The sequence below is a fragment of the Vibrio sp. Y176 genome, assembly GCF_033438945.1.
Genome location: NZ_JAWOQS010000002.1, coordinates 514,532 through 533,790, shown reverse-complemented (window position 1 = coordinate 533,790; position 19,259 = coordinate 514,532). Strand labels below are relative to the sequence as shown.

Here is a 19,259-nt window from a genome sequence, read left to right as displayed (position 1 = left end):
GCTTGCTCTGGGCTTAAAATAATAATGATATTGCGAATTTGTTACATTTAAAGCTATGATGATGCCTTCATATTTAAAGGAAACATCATGACTACCTCATCGCACGGCTGGAGAACGCCGCAAAATTTCCTCCTGTTAATTTCCATTATCGTGCCCATTGCTTTTTCTACCTGGATGGCGTTGTTGAACAACTTTGTTATCGAGAAAGCAAACTTTGATGGTGCAGACATAGGCCTATTGCAAAGTGTGCGTGAAATTCCGGGTTTTTTGGCCTTTACCACCGTGTTTGTATTGCTGTTTATCCGAGAGCAACGCTTTATGCTCGTCTCTTTGGCGATGCTTACGCTTGGTACGGCATTAACAGGTTATTTTCCCACTTTGTACGGTCTACTTTTTACAACCTTGTTAATGTCCACCGGCTTCCATTACTTTGAAACACTCAAGCAGTCTTTGTCTTTACAATGGCTATCTAAAGAAGAAGCGCCAGAAATGCTGGGTAAGTTTATTTCTGTTGGAGCTTTGGCTTCTCTGTTTACCTACGGCGCCATTTGGGTTTCGCTCGAACAGCTCAAACTTGATTTTAAAACGGTCTATTTAATGGCTGGTGGTTTAGGTTTTGTGCTCATTTTGGTGATGGCATTTGCCTTCCCACAATTTAAGACAAAAGTGCCTCAGAACAAGAAGCTCATCCTGCGTAAACGTTACTGGTTATACTATGCGCTTACGTTTATGAGTGGAGCACGCCGTCAAATTTTTACGGTGTTCGCTGGTTTCTTGATGGTAGAAAAGTTTGGTTACTCCGCCGCAGATATTACGTTGCTGTTCCTGATTAACTATGTCTTTAACTTCTTGTTTGCGAAGCGAATAGGCCGTTTTATCGGCGTTGTTGGTGAGCGCAAAGCGTTGATGTTTGAATACGTCGGTTTGATCTTCGTGTTCGTCGGGTACGGTTTGGTGCAAACGGCAGAGTGGGCGGCAGCATTGTATGTTGTCGATCATTTATTTTTCGCGTTAGCGCTTGCGATTAAAACCTACTTCCAGAAAATTGCCGATCCTGCCGATATGGCGTCGACCGCAGGCGTTGCGTTTACGATTAACCATATTGCTGCAGTTGTAATACCTGTTACGTTTGGTGTCATCTGGCTTGTTTCACCTGCGAGCGTATTTTACATCGGCGCTGGTATGGCAGCAGTGAGCTTGCTGTTGTCACTCAATATTCCAGCGAAGCCGGAAGAAGGCAACGAAACTCGCTTGTTGAAGTGGAGTTAAGTTGGTACTCACTATCTAATCGTTAAAGCGAATACCTGTAATTAGACTCGCTAAAAAGGGTGCTTATGCGCCCTTTTCTTTTTATTGCAAATAGATAATCCCTCCAATGGTTGTCAATGCATGCCACGTCCGTTAGGGTTTAGAACTAAGTATTTCGAAATAACTTGGGCATAACTGACGCGAAACAATAAGAGGGGAGCTATACAGTGCAGATACATGGCAGAGAGTTGGATTTAGATCTAGGAAGCCGTCACATCGTTATTCAGCGCCGCTATGAGGCGTTAGGTGCTGCAAACGACCTACTCATTGCTATTTGGTTTTTAATTGGTAGCTTTTTCTTTTTGAATGATTCGTTGATTGAAAGTGGTACTTGGCTTTTCATCGTGGGCAGTGCGCAGTTGATCATTAAGCCCCTGATAAAACTGATGAGTTTAGTTCATGTTGGTCGTTTGAATAAGCAACTTTCTGGCACATCAGCGAGCCGCTGAAATTACCGCTTCTTTTGAATACTTGCAAGCTAGAAGTCAACAGGCGAGTTATCGAGGGGAAAGACGGAAGATAACGTGGTCACAACACTAACCACGTTATGTTCAGTTTGAAGCTTCAGAATTTAAAACGGATACCAGAACAGTTGTGTGTCCATCACACGCTTGCTGATCGCCGCAATCACTATCACCGCAATCCCCGCCATACAGATCATATCGGCTGTGGTTAGTGGTTTTAAGCTGTACCAAGTGCGAGAGGAGTGACGGCCAAAACCACGTAGCGTCATCGCGTTTGAGATTTGATCGGCTCGGTCTAAACTAGAGAAAATCAGAGGTCCAAGAATCTTCGCGACGTTCTTCATACGAGTGAACAACGGAGCCTTCTTGCTCAGTTCTACTCCTCGTGCTTGTTGCGCGTGCATGATGTTAACAAAGTCCTTTTTCACTTCCGGCAAGTAGCGCAGCGTTAAGCTTACGGCATAGGCGATTTTGTAAGGTACACCCAAGCGGTTCAAGCTGGCTGAAAACTCCGTCGGGTGAGTGGTAAATACAAACACCAACGCGATTGGAAACATGCTTAAGTATTTCAACGTCACTGTTACTAGGTAAAACAACGTCTCTTGAGTGAGCGAGTAATTACCGGGTAACGAGAGTAAAACCGTTGATGAGCCCATGAACTCAGTACCTTGTTGCGGTGCTAACGCGAACATAAACAGGGCATTGATCAGTAATACCGTGCCTGTCCCCAGTAAAAGCGGTTTGTAGACATGAAATGGCACTTTGGTCATTTTCAATAAGCCTAAACCAAGCACGATCAACAGCGCGATGATTCGCAAGTCAAATGTGGTCAACACCACCGTTACCCAAGCAATGAAAAGCAAGAACTTAGTAATGCCATTCAACTTATGAAGTGGCGATTGGGTATCGATGTAGTTGATACCAAACTTCATCTTATTGTCTTTCATGCCACCGCTTTCTCTAGTTGGTTTACGTCGTCGCTTTTTTGTTGGCGGTGCGCTTTTTCTACATTGATAAAGTGCTGCATAAAGCCATTGGTGTCTTCGATGCCAACTTTTGTAGCCAACTCAAACAGACTTGTTGTGGTGAGGTTTGCTTGGTCTAGTAGCTCTGGACTGCTGAATACCTGCGTCATTGGTGCATCCGCGACTAATTTACTGTCTGCAATCACGATAGAGCGCGTGGTGTATTCCAGCACTAAATGCATGTCATGAGAGATGATCATCACGGTTACGCCCAACTCGCGATTGAGCTTTTCGATGAAACTCAGCATAGACGTGTAGTTTCGATAGTCCTGACCTGCCGTCGGTTCATCAAGGATCAGAAGCTCTGGTTCCAATACCAAAATTGACGCAATGGTTACGCGCTTTTTCTGGCCGTAGCTCAATGCTTCGATTGGCCAGTGACGGTATTTGCTCAAACCGCACAGCTCAAGGACTTCAAGTACTTTAGCTTCGATTTGTTTCTCTTCAACGCCACGATTACGGAGGCCGAAGGCCACTTCGTCGAAAATCATGTGATGGGAAATCATGTGATTCGGGTTTTGCATCACCACGCCCACTTTCTGGCTGCGCTCGAAGATGGTCAGTTCGTTAAGATCTTGACCATTCATACTCATTGAGCCGCTATCCGCTTCAATAACGCCCATAATCAGTTTGGTGATGGTCGATTTACCCGAGCCATTTTTACCAAGTACAGAGACAAACTCGCCACGCTTGATGTCAAAACTCACGTCTTCTAACGCGTTTTTCTCACCGTCGTAAGAATAGGTGAGGCCACGGACTTCAAACAAAGTCTCGGCTGGCGTTTTAGGTGGTTGTGCTGTTGAACCATCAAACCATGCTTGTACTGCCGGTTTATATTGCTCCAACGGTAAGGTAGTTAAGCTAGAAGGTTTTGCATCGTCCTCAATCGCGCAGCCTGCTTCTTTCAGTGCTGAAATATAAAGCGGTTCGCGGATGCCGTAATCTTCTAGCAGAGGCGACGCTAAAATTTCATCTGGCGTTGTATCGGCAATGATTTCGCCGCTTTCCATCAAGATAATACGGTCAACTGAGCGATGCAGAACGTCTTCAAGACGATGCTCAATGATTACGATGGTTTTGCCCGTTTCGCGGTGTAGATCATCGATGATCTCGATGGTTTTTTTTCCCGTTTTAGGGTCAAGCGCAGCTAGTGGTTCATCAAACAAAAGGATATCGACATCATCGACGAGAATGCCCGCCAAAGAAACACGCTGTTTCTGCCCGCCAGATAAATCGTGGGGTGAGCGTTCTAGCATCTGTTCCAAGTCGACCATTTTGGCCGTGGCTTTGACCAATGGGTACATGTCGATATTTGAAGTTAGCTGGTTCTCCAGCGCAAATGCAATGTCTTCGCCAATGCTCAAACCGACAAATTGGCTGTCCGTATCTTGCAGTACGGTGCCAACTTGCTCAGTGTATTGGTGCATGTCGAAGGGGGCGGTGTCTTGACCATTGATGGTCAATGTTCCACTGGTTTCCCCTTTGATTGCGTGTGGGATCAGTCCGTTAAGACATTGCCCAAGGGTAGATTTACCACTACCACTTGGACCGATAATGACGATTTTCTCTCCTTTCTCTATCCTTAGATTGATATTTTTTAGCGTCGGTTTGTCCAGCGACTCATATCTAAAAGAGAAGTTAGAAAATTCGATTGTCATTCGACATTAAGCCTCTGTTAAGTTACGGCTTTGCTTGTTACGTTTAGCGACAGATTTAAGAATGAAGAAGCCAACAATAGCAATAAGAATGGTGTTACCGATCGCGATAATAGAAAGCTGGGTAAACACTTTAGTGAACGGTTCTGCGTATAAAATCGTGTCGAGGAATGCAGAGCAACCGTAACCAAATACGTTGCCTAATAGCGCAAGTACTACGAATAACGCGAAGTCTTTCATATTGAAATCACCTTTCTCCAAACGGTAGCGCGTTAGAGAAGGGAATAGACCGATAATCAAACCAACAATACCTGAACCAAGTACCCAAGTGAGCCATACGCCCCAACCTGCAAATAGGTCAGTAACCCAGTGACCAATAAAACCAACCAAGAAGCCAACAAGTGGTCCAAATAGTACTGAGAACAATGCTAATACTGCCATTGCTGGTTTTAGCGTTGTGTTTGCAAACACAGGGATGCCAAACATAGGTAAGCCGCCGATACCGTAAAGAGCAGCACCGATTGCAATAACCACAACAGTTTTAGCGGAAAGATTCATAGATAACCTCAGTTCAATAGTCGATTTTAAAGAACGTTTAATTGTTTTGTCGGAAAGCGTTAGTTATTTGATTGTGTAACATATATTCAAAACAACCAAGCTGCTTATTGTTTGCTCTATTTTTCTTCAGGAAATGTGTGATTTGATTCACGCATCCCTTTGACTGGCTTTGGTTTTAGCAAGCATTAAAAATAAGGCGCGCATTATACAGAATATTAATAAAAGTGGGAATGCTATCTATCTGGATGGCTAGAATGAATCAGGGGCTGATCGTCAGCCCCTGATTACACGGTTTGATGTTATTTTTACCGATAAATGAATGCGCTATATGTTCATTAATGGTCGAGGTATAAATAGTTCTGCCAGCTCTTCATACGAATAAGAACTTTGCGCATCACTGATACGTGAGTAAAGCTGTCTGAATAAACTGCAACTTCAACCGCAGTACCCATTGGTAGGTGGTATCCACTCAAGTCGTCGGTAATTTTCAGCTTCGCAAAAACACGTCCGCTCGTGCGCAAGGCATCAGTCCCAAGCAGAGCGCCTCGCGCTTGAATTTGGCTTTCACCAATGGCTGGAATCACGTCAATGACTTCGCCACGGAACACTTTGCCCGGAATTGCGCGGAACATAAATTCTGCTTCAAAGCCTGGCTTCAAGCGTTGTAATGAGTTCTGTCTGAATGCCGCGGTGTACGTAATGTCTTCGGTATGTACGAAGGTCATTGCCGGGGCAAGTGGCAACGGCACAGCCATAACTCCAGGACGCAAAGCCAATTGCGTAACGTAACCATCGGTTGGCGCACGAACGACGGTTTGCTCTAGGTTAAACTCTGCTTTACGCAGCTCGGCAAGAAGTTGCGCGACTTGGGTATTTTCGCCTCCGATTTCAGAGTCCAGAGCGATTTGCGCTTGTTCTTGTTGCAAAATCGCAACGTCTAACATGGCTTCTGCCGCTTTATACGCTTGGCGTCGAGTATCCAAATCTTGTTCAGTAAACGCGCCACGATCAAAGCCCCTTTGATATCGGCTGAATTCCCTTTGTGCTTTATCTCTGTCCGCTTGCGCTTTCAATACAGCAGCTTCTGCCTCTCTTAGATCAGACTCTAAACCCAAGGCACCTTGGCTTGCTTCTTTGACTTTCGCTTCAAGGCGAGCAACTTCTGCTTCAAAAGGCACAGGATCGATTTTGAAAAGAATATCGCCCGTTTTGAGCGGTTGGTTGGCCTGGACTGGCACTTCTACCACGCGGCCACGCACGCCAGAGACGATAGGCGTAGTCGGGAACACTTGGTTACCCAATTGAGTAAATGGGTGGTTGTAGTTCATAAGCAGCACGAGTGTGCCCACTAACACTACGCCGCCAAGTACGGCGGTTGGAACGGTCCATTTGTTTAGAGGAATATTGAAAATTTTAAAAATGGCAATACAAAGAGCTGCGTAAGTCAGAATCAGCAATAAGTCCATTATTCGTCCTCTTTACTTTGTTCAGGCAAAGGCTTTTGCTGAATCTTTTGTTGTTTCAACATCGATACTTCGTTTTTGAGTTCGTTGACTTCATCGATGAGTTCTTCAAGGCGGTGATGAATGTCGTGTGTTTCTTGTTCTAGTTGTTTAAAACCCCAGCCGCGTTCCTTGCGCCATAATGTTGCCCAGATCCATAAAAATGGCCACAGCGCATGCAAAGTGAAAAGGCTGACCCAGCCAGCGTAGTGAATTGCGTCTTGGTGCGGGTGCTCTCTCTCTTTGGCGATTTCATATGGAATATCATGGATGACAATGATTCCGTAAAAGATCACTAAAGCAACGAAGATGAGTAACCCAAGTGCAAAATAGTCTAGAAACATCTTACCTACCTGTGCGTATTGCGAAATGGAAAATCTACGTAAATTAACAATTTAAGTATTTGTCTTAACTACAGATGAATCAAGCGGTTTTTATGTAGGAATTATGTTTATGCGATGTAAGTATCCACGGATGTTTATTGGCAGTTAAAGTGTTGCTGAGTACTTATTTAAACAAGCAGTGAAGTGATATAGGAAGGATAAGTAAAAAGTATACTAAAGCCCCAGGTGTCAACCGGGGCATGGTTTAAAGTTCGGTACAGACTTGGTTTCTGCCATTGGCTTTGGCGCGATAAAGAGCTTTGTCTGCACGATAAAAAGTTCGCTGAGTATTCTCGCCTTCCCGATGCAAGGTAATCCCTATGGATACGGTCAGCCCCCGCTCACCAAGAATATCGTCCCAACCATATTGATAAATCCGTTCACGATAATTCTCGGCATGCATTTCTGCTCGTTCCAGTTGGGTATTCTCAAGGATCACGAGGAACTCTTCACCACCAAATCGTACGCACGATGCGCCTTTAAATCTGAAGTAGGACGCCAGTTCCTGTGACACACTTTTGATCGCTTTGTCGCCCACCAAGTGGCTTAGTTCGTCATTGATGGATTTGAAGTGATCGATATCGATGACCATCAATGCAAATGCAGTATCGTGCAGAAGTAGATCTTTTAGTTTAACTTCTAGCCAGCGTCGGTTGTGTAAAGAAGTAAGTGGATCGGTAAAGACGTCCTGCTGTAGCTGAGCAACAGTATTTTTATGCTGCTTGGTGGTTTCTTTTAGTTCTTTGTTTTCTAGCTCTGACAAAATGAGTTTGAGTTGTAACTCAAAGCGTGAAAGTCGGCGTAGTTGAGCAGACCCTAACTCACCGTTCGGAATATGTTTTACAAGATCAGATTCGATTCTATGCGCTTTTTTTTCACAATTTAATGCTTCTTGATACAACCCTTGAGAGGCGTAAACTTGACTCATCGCGTTATAAAAATGCTGAGTAACGATAGGAGATAGCTGCTTTTGAATCCTTTTACTGATGGAGTCCAACGTTAAATTAGCTAAAGAGGTGTGCCCTACACCGTTTAGACAATACGCAGTCTCAATTTTGACCATCGTGGATAACCAGTATGTCGTGGCACTACCCGTTGTATACTGAACATTCGAAATAGCCAGCAACGCATTGGGGTAGTCTTCTTGCAGACGATGTAATTTGGCTCGGTAGAGGTGAATTTGTGCGGCGAGGTTTTTATCACTGACGAGAATGCTCAGTTCTTCACATTCACTCAACAGCTCTTTGGCGTCTGCGGTACGGTTCAAGCTGATATAACAGGCAAGCATGTACAGCTTGTAACGAAGGCGTAGGGATCGACTGCCAATAGCGTGATCGATAGCATCTATTTTTTGATAATAACGTAATGCACGTTGGTGATCCCCATAGGCATCGCATAAATTACCCATTCCAATAATGGCCAATACGTACTCATCAATATAGCCGTACTCGACGGCGATATTGGTTGAAGCGACATACTCGGTTAATGCCGCATTGTAGTCACCTACTTCAACCAAACGCTCACTCAAGCTTGCTTTCACAGAAAGAATATCTTCTACATCCTCTGGTAAAACAAGCAACTCAAGCGCTTGTTTCAATTCACTAATGCTGTCGTTGAGCTGTTTGATCTCTCTTCGATACTCGGCGCTAATGATATAGCAATGCGCTTTCTCTCGGTTTGTTGACGCAATATGTAACCCTATGTGTTCCCATAGCGTAATCGCTTCTTCACCTGAAACGGAAGAAGGATCGATACCTGCGTCAGTCACCTTGCTAAGCAGTTGTTCCATTCTTCATTACCTCAATATAACTTTCTTCGAGCTGTTCTAACGTGAATGGGAAGGTCAGGATATCTTGCAAATACAGTATCGGTTTCGGGCCTTTGATTCCGCGTCGCTTCCATGGATAGATGTCTAACATCGCTTGGACAGTGCGGTAGACCTCTTCTGCTGCTTGACCTTTTTCTGCAATTAACATTGCTAGCCTGTTACTGGAAATTCTCGAGATGAGGTCGCTAGAGGTTGTCAATGCATGAACGAGCTCGGTACAAACATCGAGAACTTCGGGGTTTGAATGCTGAATCATAATGATGGCGTGGTTAGAGCGTTTGAGCTCCGTTTTAAACAAAACTAACTGTTCCCACCAGTAGGTCTCAGAAACGACATTAGAGAACTGTTTTTCAGGGTCGTATTCGTGTTGAGAGCGAATATGATTGATCAGCTTACGTGCTCGCTGCTCTAGTTGGCGTTTAGAGCCTCTTGCTTTATCCATGCTGATTCGATGAGTTTGTTCTTTGAGCATTTTGAGTGCGTGCTTACGGTATTTCTTGAACGCGTTAAACGCAGACTCAAAGTCTCCTTGTTCTTCAGCGACTCGTGATTGTTGGAAGCAAATTTGGCTGAGTAGCTCACCGTGGTCGAAACTGAGTGCAGACTCTTCTGCTGCAAGTAGCAACTTGGCAGCGCTGTCTGTATTTTGGCGCAAAAGCTCAAGTCTTGCTCGGCTAATAAAAGAGTGTGCTTTCATCCAAACGAGATCATGCTCAATGGCGAGCTGGTGGGCTTTTTGGGTGGCTTCTTCGGCCGCATCAAGGCGTTCTAGTCCAAGCAGTGCTAACCCTTTAAAGTCCCAGATCTCGGCTTGCCACGTACTGTCATCATGATCTTTTAATACTTCGGTTGCTCCATCCAGTACCGTAAGCATCTCGACAAACTTATTTAGTAAGTAATAGTCCCAAGCTAATAGGATGCGCGCTTTGCCTTCTAACCAAGCAATACGAACATTGTTTGCCACTTTAACGGCTAACTCATGAGTTGAAGCGGCAAGTTGGTGTTCATTAGTGATGCGCCATACATTACCAAGCCCAATTAGAGATTCGATTTGAATTTCAACATCATCAACAAGAGCAGATTGTTCGAGCGCATTAATCCAATATTGTTGCGCGGAATAATACTTTGCTTGGCCCCAATATTGGAGTGCAAAAAGATGGAGAATTTCCGGGAGATGATCGTCGGTTTCAAGCTGTGTTTGTTTGCTGTAAGCGTCTTTGACGAGTTTTAAGCCTTGTCGATAATCCATTAGGCACCAACAGCATTGCGCCATGATGAGTAAGGCTTTGATCTCTCCGTCCACAAATAAAATTTGTTCCGCGCGGATAAGATATTGCTGCGCAACATTAAAGGTATGTTTAGGGGCCGATTTTATTTGGCCTTTAAGCTTAGTGAGATCATCTTCTAGCTGAATTTGGTTTTTATCCAACGTTCACATCCATGACTATCGAACTGGAAATCACACCTAATATTAAGTGGTTAGATGCATGTTTCTTTACCAAAGCGATGCGGATAACGTTTTGGTAAACGATCAGGGGCCGTAATGTATACCGTTACAACCCCTAATTACTACATCTAAATTACCAATAGAATAGCTACGATAGGAGCTGTTTGATTGTCAAAGGTGCATCAGAGACTTCTAACCTTTGTGCAGCGGTAAGACCTTGTTTATCCTGATAGCACAAATTATGCCAAGCTCTGAATATATCTAAAAGAGGTAAAATACCAGCAGGTCGTAATTTGCGACGTGGCTCGTTAATGAAGCTTTCGAAAAGAATCTGAAAGCGGTTTTGATAAAACTTCACATGACGAGTTGTCGCAACGTTAAACCATTTTTCAGGCTCATTTTGATCGCCAGCGAGGTAGCAAATGCCTTTGTGGTTTTCGTTTTGACTAGAGATTGCCCAACGATCGCGCCACCAACTCATATAGGCGATATCGACTTTGCCAAAGGGAGTACTCATGTCCCAACTAGCGTCCTCTTCTACGTACATCAAGTCGACACTTTTCTCTTTAATGCGAGGTAAACAAACGCTCAGTGCAGCCGAACGTAGTAGGGGATCTTGAGGCATGTATAGAGATACACGTTTGTTTGGGCAGCACATATCAAGTACGTGCAAATAGTGTGCATACGAGGTGTATGGCGGACGGACTAATGCCCCTTTTGAAGGGTAATGAAATACAGATAGATTACCAAGAGGGTCTTCTACGTTACCGCGAGCCAAAATTGTTTGGTATTTTTGGTCAATTCGCTCTCTGAGGTGATGAGAAGGTTCCGCAAGCGGCTCACTTGCTTCCGCTACGTACTCCTGGGAAACAAAACGAGACACCTCATCGTAAGGATTATGATCGAGCGTTGCGATTGGCTCTTCATCAGCGGAATAATTGACGTGCTGGCAAAGAATATAGCCAGAATGCGCTTCGCCAGAAACAATCCAATACACACCATTATTGCTGTTCGGTTGCAATGCAATATAGTTTGAGGCCAATTCATAATGCGTTGCGTGGTTTACCCAGCGCGCATCAATGGTTGCCAGCTTGCGGCGGCAGCGGCTAGCTATATGGTCAACATGATCGTAAAAGGTTTTTGGGTTAATACTAAGCTTGCGGCAGATTTCTCGTACGGAATATCCCGTAAACAATAAACCCATCAAGTTCTCTTGAAATTGAAGCTTCTTGTTGGCACCAGACCACTTGTCGACAAAGGTACTTTGACACACTTTACAGCGGTAACGTTGGCGATCGCCACTGTAACCGAAAGCGTGATAGAGGTGTTTGTGAGTGTGGACAGAAAGTCCAAAGTTGTCGCAATCATCATTACGGCAAGCAGGCAACCCGTCACTGTGGACGTGCCGCAGGCGATGAAGTTCGTTCACGACATCGCGATTATTAAGTAAGGGGGGGAAAGCTCCACATTCACGGCATACCATCGCCGGACGCTTAGGGTTCGCATGTTGCAGAACGTAACGCTTTGCATCACTCAATCCAAAGTTGTCACACGCCAATGTTTTACAAAAGTTGAGTTGTAACCCATCTGCGTCTTTTGGCAGTTCGCCGTTAGACACAATCGCCCCCTCGGGATAATTCGGGCAGCCAGCATAACTCTGGCTGCAAATTATTACTTACTATTTGTTCTTAGATGTTGATTGCAGTTTCTAGTGCAACTTTCATCATGTCGTTGAACGACTTCTGACGCTCTTCTGAGCTTAGTTTTTCACCACGGATGATGTGGTCAGAAACTGTCAGGATAGTCAGTGCTTTCGCGCCTAGGTCAGCTGCTACGCCGTAGATACCAGCCGCTTCCATGTCTACACCTAGGATGCCTAGTTTTTCCATCTTCTCGAAGATGTCTGCTTCTGGTGTGTAGAACAGGTCTGCAGAGAATACGTTACCTACTTTTACAGGCACTTCCTGAGCGCGCGCTTGGTTAACTGCTTCTTCTAGAAGACCGTAATCAGCGATTGCTGCGAAATCGTGGTTGTTGAAACGGATACGGTTAACTTTAGAGTCTGTAGAAGCACCCATACCGATAACAACGTCCATTAGTTTCACGTCGTCACGTACTGCACCACAGCTACCTACACGGATAACGTTTTTCACGCCGTATTCAGCGATTAGCTCGTGTACGTAGATACAGCAAGACGGGATACCCATGCCGTGGCCCATTACAGAAACTTTTTTGCCTTTGTAAGTGCCAGTAAAGCCGAACATGTTGCGAACGTCACAAACTTGTTTCACATCTTCTAGGAACGTTTCAGCGATGTATTTAGCGCGCAACGGGTCGCCTGGCATTAGAACTGTTTCAGCGAAATCACCTGGTTGTGCGTTAATGTGTGGGGTTGCCATAAGTGCTCTCCAAAGTTTTGTTTTGATAAAACGCCTCTATTATAGAACGCTATTACCAATTCTGTTGAACTTGTTCGTTTTCGTTGAGGCAATAATATCGGGACGTACAGTAGCCCCTTGAGAGCTTAGTCACAAAAACCACGCATTTAGAAACTGCAACTACTATTGATAACCAAATCTGTTGAAATCAAAAGAGCAATCGATTTGCTTTTGAGCAGTTTGTCGATTGCGCGCACAAATTCTTTGTTTTTGGGCCAAACTTTTTTCTGACAGCTGGTTGATCGAAATACTTTCGAGTGAAGTAAAACGATTAAATTGTACAACTTATTTTCTTGTACAATCTGGAAAGGCTTGCTATAAGTTATACAACAAAACTTTTTGTATAGGGATGCGTCATCATGGAATCTTCAATCAAAGTAGGTATCAGTTCGTGTGTTTTGGGTGAACGAGTGCGTTTTGACTCTGGTCATAAGGTGAGCAACTTTGTGACTAAAGAGCTCAGCCCGTATTTTGACTTTGTTTCGGTATGCCCTGAAGTCGGCGTAGGTATGCCAGTACCCCGTCCAACAATTCGTCTTGTTTCTAATGAAGAGCGTGTTGCATTGGTTGAAACCAAAAATCCAGAAAATGATCATACCGACAATATGCTCACTTACTCGGCCAATAAAGTAGATGAACTTCAAAGCGAGCAGCTTTGTGGTTACATCGTTTGTGCCAAGTCACCAACTTGTGGCATGGAGCGAGTCAAGGTTTACAGCAAGAACAGTGCTGCGAAAGAAGGTGTTGGCTTGTATACACAAACATTGATGCAAAAAATGCCTTGGTTGCCTGTTGAAGAGGATGGCAGACTTAACGACCCTGTATTGAAAGAAAATTTTATTACTCGAGTATTTTGTCTAAATGACTTTTACGGCTCGATGGAAGGTGAGCCTACTCGTGGCAAAATCATCGACTTTCATTCGCGCTACAAACTGACGTTAATGGCACACCACCCAGAGTCATACCGCTCCCTTGGCCGCTTAGTCGCTGATGTCGCTAATTATGAAATTGAAGACTTTTACCAAGAGTATCGTTTAGGACTTATGAAGGCGTTAACGAATCGGGCTAGCCGCAAAAACAACACAAATGTGTTGATGCATTTACAAGGGTACTTCAAACGCTCACTAACTAAAGAAGAAAAAGAAGAGTTAGCGACAGTGATTCACGACTACCGTATCGGAATGCTGCCTCTGCTAGCACCACTTACATTGATTAAGCATTACTTAAATACTTACCCAGACGAGTATTTAGCAAAACAGAAGTTTTTAGAACCGTATCCGCAGGAGATGAGATTACGCTATGGTTTGTAGTTCAGAAGAAAAACTATACGCGATCCGAGATGTCGCAGAAATCACGGGTGTAAAACCAGTTACGCTGAGAGCTTGGCAACGAAGATACAACTTGATCCAACCTCAGCGAACTGAAAAAGGACACAGACTTTATCGCCAGCAAGATCTCGATACGATTCGCGAAGTCCAGAGCTGGCTCGCGAAGGGGATTTCGATTGGTAAAGTGAAGGGGCTGCTAGGAAAAAGCGCCGATGTCGAAGTCAAAAACGAGGTTCGCACACTCGAAGAAGTTGAAAACATGCTGCTTGCGCTGTCTACCCTGAATCGAGGAAAAGCAGAGAGTTTACTTGCCTCTGTTCTTAAAGAGTATCCACTAAAACTCGTTATTGATCAGTTTATTAGCCCAGTATTTGATGCGCTAGACATGGTAAAAGGATCGCTGCGATCTTTACAGGTAGGGTTATTTCAGACTTGTTTGATCACTCGACTTGCCCTTGTTATCGATTCTGAAAACAAAGCCGCTTCCAAAGGAAAGTGTCTGCTCATTAGCTTTGAACAAAACAGAGAGTCTGAGAGTTGGATTCAAGCAGCGAAGCTTTGCGAACAAGGGTATCACACGACTTTGATCGATAAGGTTGATGATGTTTCTGGTCTACTAGATCACGAGGTCGTTGAAAATGGTTCGTTTATCTACCTTTTCTCCAACAAAGCGCTAGCTGCTAAACAAGTAGCGTCCATCAAAATGCTTCACGCACAACTAGGTGATCGGATGGGGTGCTCTGAAGTGATAGAGAAATTACACCTAACTTAGTAGACAAAAGATAGGAGCTACCATGATTTTAGTATGGTTTCGACGTGACTTACGTGCGTTAGACCACACGGCACTCAAAGCGGCGTTGGATTCAGGTCAGCCTGTTGTCGCTTGCTTTATCGCGACGCCAGAGCAGTGGCGGGAGCATCACATGGCGCCGATGCAGGCAGATCTCATTGCTCGTCGCTTAGCTTGTCTTAACGAGGAGCTTGAAAGCCTTAATATTCCTTTTTTGTACAAAGAGGTGCCGTCGTTTTCCGATTGTACAGATGTGATTAGTGGGTGGGCGGAAACACTTGAAGCCACGTCTGTTATGGCAAACATTCATTATGAGGTGAACGAACGAGAGCTGGATACACAAGTAAGTGAAGCGTTAGCTTCTCACGATATCGAATTTGAACTGTTTCATGACAAATGTGTGCACGCGCCAACGACGGTTCTTAATAAGCAAGGCGAATATTTTAAGGTATTTACGCCATTCAAGCGTGCTTGGTTAACGCAGTTCCATATGCCGACGGTAGTAAAACCTCACGAGCAAGCGCCACTCAATAAAAAGGTACTCGAACAATTAGAGTCGGCTCGATTTAATTCAAGCTTCACATTTAGCTATCCTCGAGAATCCAGTGAAGACTGGCTGGCTTCGACTAATGATATTTTGAAGCAGCTTAGGGAATTTGCACGGGAGCGCAGTGACGCGTATCAAAGCGAGCGAGACTTTCCAGCTATTGATGGCACTAGCCAACTGTCTCCATACCTTGCGATTGGCGCGCTATCACCAAGGCAGTGTATTGCTCGTTTGTATGCTGAAAATCAACAAAATGACCTTACAGAAGGGAAAGCAACTTGGCTAAGTGAGATCATTTGGCGTGAGTTTTATCAGCACCTATTGGTTTTCGAACCAAAACTCGTCAAAGGCAAAGGATTTATCGATTGGGAGGATAAAATCCAGTGGTCCTATGATGAGAAAGCCTTTGAGCGATGGAAGACAGGAACAACAGGATACCCAATCGTTGATGCAGCAATGCGTCAGCTCAATCAAACAGGCTGGATGCACAACCGATTACGTATGATTGTCGCGAGCTTTCTTACCAAGGACTTACATGTTGATTGGCGATGGGGAGAAGCGTACTTCATGAGTAAGCTGGTGGACGGCGATTTTGCAGCGAACAATGGTGGCTGGCAATGGTCTGCCTCTACGGGCTGTGACGGGCAGCCATACTTTCGTATTTTCAACCCGATAAGCCAAGGCGAAAAGTTCGATGCTAATGGTGAATTTGTGCGCCACTGGGTACCAGAAATCAAAAGTGTACCGAACAAATACATCCATAAACCTTGGACTTGGGAGGGCTTTTCTTTACTGGAATATCACAAGCCGATGGTTGATCACAAGACAGAAAGAGAGATAACCTTACAGCTCTTTAAAAGTGCCAAGGAATAGAGTGAAATGCTTAGCAAAAAGCGATCAATGAGTTTCGCAAAACGTACCCTGCTATCTGTGTCGTTATCTTTAGTGAGTGGTCTATCATTCGCTAAGATGTACGAATTACCAGAGGATGGAAGCCGTTTAATTGGTCGCCTTGAAAACCACGTCGTGCAAGAAGGCGAAACCATGGCAAATATCGCTAAGCTCTACGATGTGGGTATGCTAGGTTTAATGGCCGCAAACAAAGGCGTGGATCCCTTCTTACCAGAAGAGGGGCATGTTCTTACTATTCCGACACAGCTAATCCTCCCAGACGTACCTTATAAAGGTATCGTTATTAATCTAGCCGAGCTGCGCTTATATTACTTTCCGAAAGGAGAGGATATTGTCCATGTATTTCCTGTCGGAATTGGCCGAATAGGGCGCGATACCCCAGTAATGACAACGCGTATCAGCCAAAAACGACCGAACCCTACATGGACTCCTCCAGCCTCTATTCGTGCCGAGTACAAAGCAAAGGGCATTGACCTACCAGCCGTTGTTCCTGCGGGGCCTGATAATCCACTTGGTATGTTTGCATTGCGTTTAGCTTACGGGAATGGCGAATACCTAATTCATGGTACCAACAAGGACTTTGGGATTGGTATGCGGGTCAGCGCGGGTTGTATTCGTATGGACCCAAGTGACATTGAGTGGTTATTTGACAAGGTTCGTAACGGTGAAGACGTTAACATCATTAACCAGCCTATCAAAATGACACTTGAGCCTGACAGAAGTGTGTTCTTAGAAGCACATGAGCCTTTGACTCGTAGTAATGGCGAGAAAGATGAACTCAAAGTGCCGAAAGAGTTAAAGTGGTGGTTGGATGAATTCGGTATGAAAAACGTGAAGGCTAAAGCAGCAATCGCTGCACAGAATGGGGTTCCTATCGAAATAACCGCGCCTTAACGGGCGTTAAGACGCGGTATTAAATCTTACTTAGTGTAAGACTGAGCGATGTTATCGATACGCTCGTTAGCACGCTCAGCTTCTTCTTGAGCAGCCATTGCTGCTGCGCCTGATTTTTGAACGTCAGATTGAAGAGCTTGTACGTCTTGGCTTAGTTGGCTAACTTGGTTGCTTAGTTCGTCTAATTTTGCTGCATTTGCTGTAGCTGCGTCATCAGAAGAAGCACAACCGGCTAGTAGAAGTACTGAAGTTGCTGCAGCTGCGATCAACGTTTTGTTCATATAAGAACTCCTTGCTTATAGTGAAAGTCTCGCTACTAACTATTATTTTATACAGTAGCGAGGTTAAATGTGGTTACATTTTATCAGTACATGATGTAGCAAAAGTCAAAAAAACCCAAGAATTTCATGGAGTACCTGACGTCAACTTTTACCTGAACTTAACAAAGTTTAACTACCTATCCTTTATTTCGTTCTCACAACAGTTTTCATAGCAGGTGTATTTGCCACGTTCCTGATATCAATAATTTAGACGATATTGACACAAATGAAAGTTTATTGGCCCAAATAACTGCTATTTACGTCGTTTTGTTGAAGAATAGAAGATATATCTGAAAGGCCTTTCACTGAACTTCACGTTCAGATGCACATCAAAAAGGCTAGGGTTTACTCTGAACTGAGCCACAAATGATGTTTTACCGTCACCACAGGGAATTAGTTTGTGTGATCTCTATCTATACTCCTATGATTTGCGGTATTATACCGAGCTTTATTTTTTTGCTGCGTTAGAGCGGAAACGACACTACAGAGCGCTCAGACGCTGACTGATTTATTGGAGAATACTTTGCAATTTAAAGATCTAGGCCTAGACAACCGATTGTTGAAGAACCTAAAACACTACGATTTTAAAAAAGCGACTGACATTCAGCAGCAGGCGATTCCTGTTGCGATTGCAGGCAAGGATCTATTGGCATCTTCGAAAACAGGTTCGGGCAAGACTTTGGCGTTTGTATTGCCAATGCTTCATAAGTCTTTAAAGACAAAATCGTTTTCTGCGAAAGACCCTCGCGCGGTTATCCTTGCTCCTACTCGTGAGCTAGCGAAACAAGTATATGGTGAGCTTCGTTCTATGCTAGCTGGCCTATCTTATGAAGCAGCACTGATTTTGGGTGGTGAGAACTTTAACGATCAGGTAAAAGCTCTGCGTCGTTACCCGAAATTTATCGTGGCGACACCAGGACGTTTGGCTGATCACTTAGATCATCGTTCGCTTTATCTGGATGGTTTGGAAACGCTGATTCTTGACGAAGCAGACCGTATGTTGGATTTGGGCTTTGCACCAGAGCTTCGTCGCATTCATAAAGCAGCCAAGCATCGTCGTCGTCAAACGTTGATGTTCTCTGCGACATTAGATCATGCAGACGTCAATGAAATCGCGGCTGAAATGCTCAATGCGCCAAAGCGAATTGCTATCGGCGTTTCTAACGAAGAACATAAAGATATTACGCAAAAATTTTACTTGTGTGATCACCTGGATCATAAAGAGGCAATTTTAGATCGTGTTCTTTCTGAGGCTGAATACCGTCAAGTTATTATCTTTACGGCAACGCGTGATGATACTGAGCGACTAACAGAAAAGCTAAACGAAAAGAAACTGAAGGCTGTAGCACTGAGTGGTAACTTGAACCAGACTCAACGTAACACCATTATGAGTCAGTTTGAGCGCGCAGTATTTAAGATCCTTGTAACGACTGATGTTGCTTCCCGCGGTTTGGATATTGCAACTGTGACACACGTCATCAACTTCGATATGCCAAAGCATACTGAAGAATACGTACACCGAGTTGGTCGTACTGGTCGTGCTGGAAACAAAGGGGATGCAATCTCTCTTGTTGGTCCAAAAGACTGGGATAGCTTTAAACGTGTAGAAGCATACCTACAACAAGATCTTGAGTTTTCAGTGTTCGAAGATTTGAAAGGTAAGTTTAAAGGCCTTAAGCCACCTAAACCAGATTTTCGCAATAAGAAAGCGACCGCAAAGAAAGCTCGCCCTCAAGCGAAAAAGTCGGCGAAAAAACCAGCTAAGCGTGACAAGAGCTTCTACAAAAACGTATCTGTGGGTGATGATGTCTTCATCCCTAAGAAAAAACCAGCGGCACCGAGCTCTGAAGAGTAAAAGCT

Annotated in this window: 17 protein-coding genes; 7 read left to right on the top strand and 10 right to left on the bottom strand. The window is 44.3% G+C overall.

The annotated features are described in order from the left end of the window. The first annotated feature begins 87 nt into the window (after positions 1 to 87). Both R7O13_RS06550 and R7O13_RS06545 read left to right on the top strand, forming a co-directional pair. Positions 88 to 1,269, top strand: coding sequence for an MFS transporter (locus R7O13_RS06550; RefSeq protein WP_238843706.1), 1,182 nt, complete (start codon positions 88 to 90; stop codon positions 1,267 to 1,269). A 206-nt stretch (positions 1,270 to 1,475) separates the two neighbouring features. After that, positions 1,476 to 1,757 (top strand): YrhK family protein, encoded by a 282-nt coding sequence (locus R7O13_RS06545; protein WP_025768568.1) that lies wholly within the window; start codon positions 1,476 to 1,478, stop codon positions 1,755 to 1,757. A gap of 122 nt (positions 1,758 to 1,879) precedes the next feature. Here R7O13_RS06545 and R7O13_RS06540 read toward each other — a convergent pair whose 3' ends face one another. The 9 genes from R7O13_RS06540 to deoD form a co-directional block, all read right to left on the bottom strand. Continuing rightward, complete coding sequence (locus R7O13_RS06540) at positions 1,880 to 2,719, bottom strand: energy-coupling factor transporter transmembrane component T (RefSeq protein ID WP_318303337.1); 840 nt, start codon at positions 2,717 to 2,719, stop codon at positions 1,880 to 1,882. After that, positions 2,716 to 4,455, bottom strand: a complete 1,740-nt coding sequence (locus R7O13_RS06535) for an ABC transporter ATP-binding protein (RefSeq protein WP_149191632.1) — start codon at positions 4,453 to 4,455, stop codon at positions 2,716 to 2,718. Before R7O13_RS06535 ends, R7O13_RS06540 begins: the two co-directional genes overlap by 4 nt. Positions 4,456 to 4,461: 6 nt before the next feature. After that, positions 4,462 to 5,010 (bottom strand): ECF-type riboflavin transporter substrate-binding protein, encoded by a 549-nt coding sequence (locus R7O13_RS06530; RefSeq protein WP_005375133.1) that lies wholly within the window; start codon positions 5,008 to 5,010, stop codon positions 4,462 to 4,464. Between the two features lie 335 nt (positions 5,011 to 5,345). Further along, entirely contained in the window at positions 5,346 to 6,476 is a 1,131-nt protein-coding gene (locus R7O13_RS06525) for an HlyD family secretion protein (protein WP_005375134.1), read from the bottom strand. Then, positions 6,476 to 6,856 carry a DUF3302 domain-containing protein gene (locus R7O13_RS06520; RefSeq protein ID WP_005375135.1) on the bottom strand — a complete coding sequence of 127 codons (381 nt, stop codon included), beginning with the start codon at positions 6,854 to 6,856 and terminating at the stop codon, positions 6,476 to 6,478. Before R7O13_RS06520 ends, R7O13_RS06525 begins: the two co-directional genes overlap by 1 nt. Positions 6,857 to 7,100: 244 nt before the next feature. After that, positions 7,101 to 8,684 (bottom strand): GGDEF domain-containing protein, encoded by a 1,584-nt coding sequence (locus R7O13_RS06515; RefSeq protein ID WP_318303334.1) that lies wholly within the window; start codon positions 8,682 to 8,684, stop codon positions 7,101 to 7,103. Further along, positions 8,668 to 10,152, bottom strand: a complete 1,485-nt coding sequence (locus R7O13_RS06510; RefSeq protein WP_053303858.1) for a hypothetical protein — start codon at positions 10,150 to 10,152, stop codon at positions 8,668 to 8,670. The genes R7O13_RS06515 and R7O13_RS06510 overlap by 17 nt, the downstream gene beginning before the upstream one ends. Before the next feature lie 166 nt (positions 10,153 to 10,318). Next, positions 10,319 to 11,788 (bottom strand): hypothetical protein, encoded by a 1,470-nt coding sequence (locus R7O13_RS06505; RefSeq protein WP_005383936.1) that lies wholly within the window; start codon positions 11,786 to 11,788, stop codon positions 10,319 to 10,321. 70 nt (positions 11,789 to 11,858) lie between these two features. Next, positions 11,859 to 12,569, bottom strand: coding sequence for a purine-nucleoside phosphorylase (gene deoD / locus R7O13_RS06500; RefSeq protein WP_005375140.1), 711 nt, complete (start codon positions 12,567 to 12,569; stop codon positions 11,859 to 11,861). Between the two features lie 398 nt (positions 12,570 to 12,967). Here deoD and R7O13_RS06495 point away from each other — a divergent pair, with 398 nt between their 5' ends. The 4 genes from R7O13_RS06495 to R7O13_RS06480 are packed head-to-tail and all read left to right on the top strand — an operon-like array spanning position 12,968 to position 17,079. Beyond that, positions 12,968 to 13,918, top strand: coding sequence for a DUF523 and DUF1722 domain-containing protein (locus R7O13_RS06495; RefSeq protein WP_318303332.1), 951 nt, complete (start codon positions 12,968 to 12,970; stop codon positions 13,916 to 13,918). After that, positions 13,908 to 14,708, top strand: a complete 801-nt coding sequence (locus R7O13_RS06490; protein WP_033906723.1) for a MerR family transcriptional regulator — start codon at positions 13,908 to 13,910, stop codon at positions 14,706 to 14,708. Before R7O13_RS06495 ends, R7O13_RS06490 begins: the two co-directional genes overlap by 11 nt. Positions 14,709 to 14,730: 22 nt before the next feature. Beyond that, on the top strand, positions 14,731 to 16,146 hold the full coding sequence (phrB, locus tag R7O13_RS06485; protein ID WP_318303329.1) for a deoxyribodipyrimidine photo-lyase: 1,416 nt from the start codon (positions 14,731 to 14,733) through the stop codon (positions 16,144 to 16,146). 6 nt (positions 16,147 to 16,152) lie between these two features. After that, positions 16,153 to 17,079 (top strand): L,D-transpeptidase family protein, encoded by a 927-nt coding sequence (locus R7O13_RS06480; protein WP_025768560.1) that lies wholly within the window; start codon positions 16,153 to 16,155, stop codon positions 17,077 to 17,079. Between the two features lie 26 nt (positions 17,080 to 17,105). Here R7O13_RS06480 and R7O13_RS06475 read toward each other — a convergent pair whose 3' ends face one another. Further along, positions 17,106 to 17,360, bottom strand: coding sequence for an Lpp/OprI family alanine-zipper lipoprotein (locus R7O13_RS06475; protein WP_005375145.1), 255 nt, complete (start codon positions 17,358 to 17,360; stop codon positions 17,106 to 17,108). 550 nt (positions 17,361 to 17,910) lie between these two features. On the opposite strand from R7O13_RS06475, the gene R7O13_RS06470 reads away from it, so the two are divergent. After that, positions 17,911 to 19,254: a DEAD/DEAH box helicase gene (locus R7O13_RS06470; protein ID WP_005383932.1), complete on the top strand. Its 1,344-nt coding sequence runs from the start codon at positions 17,911 to 17,913 to the stop codon at positions 19,252 to 19,254. Positions 19,255 to 19,259: the final 5 nt, after the last annotated feature.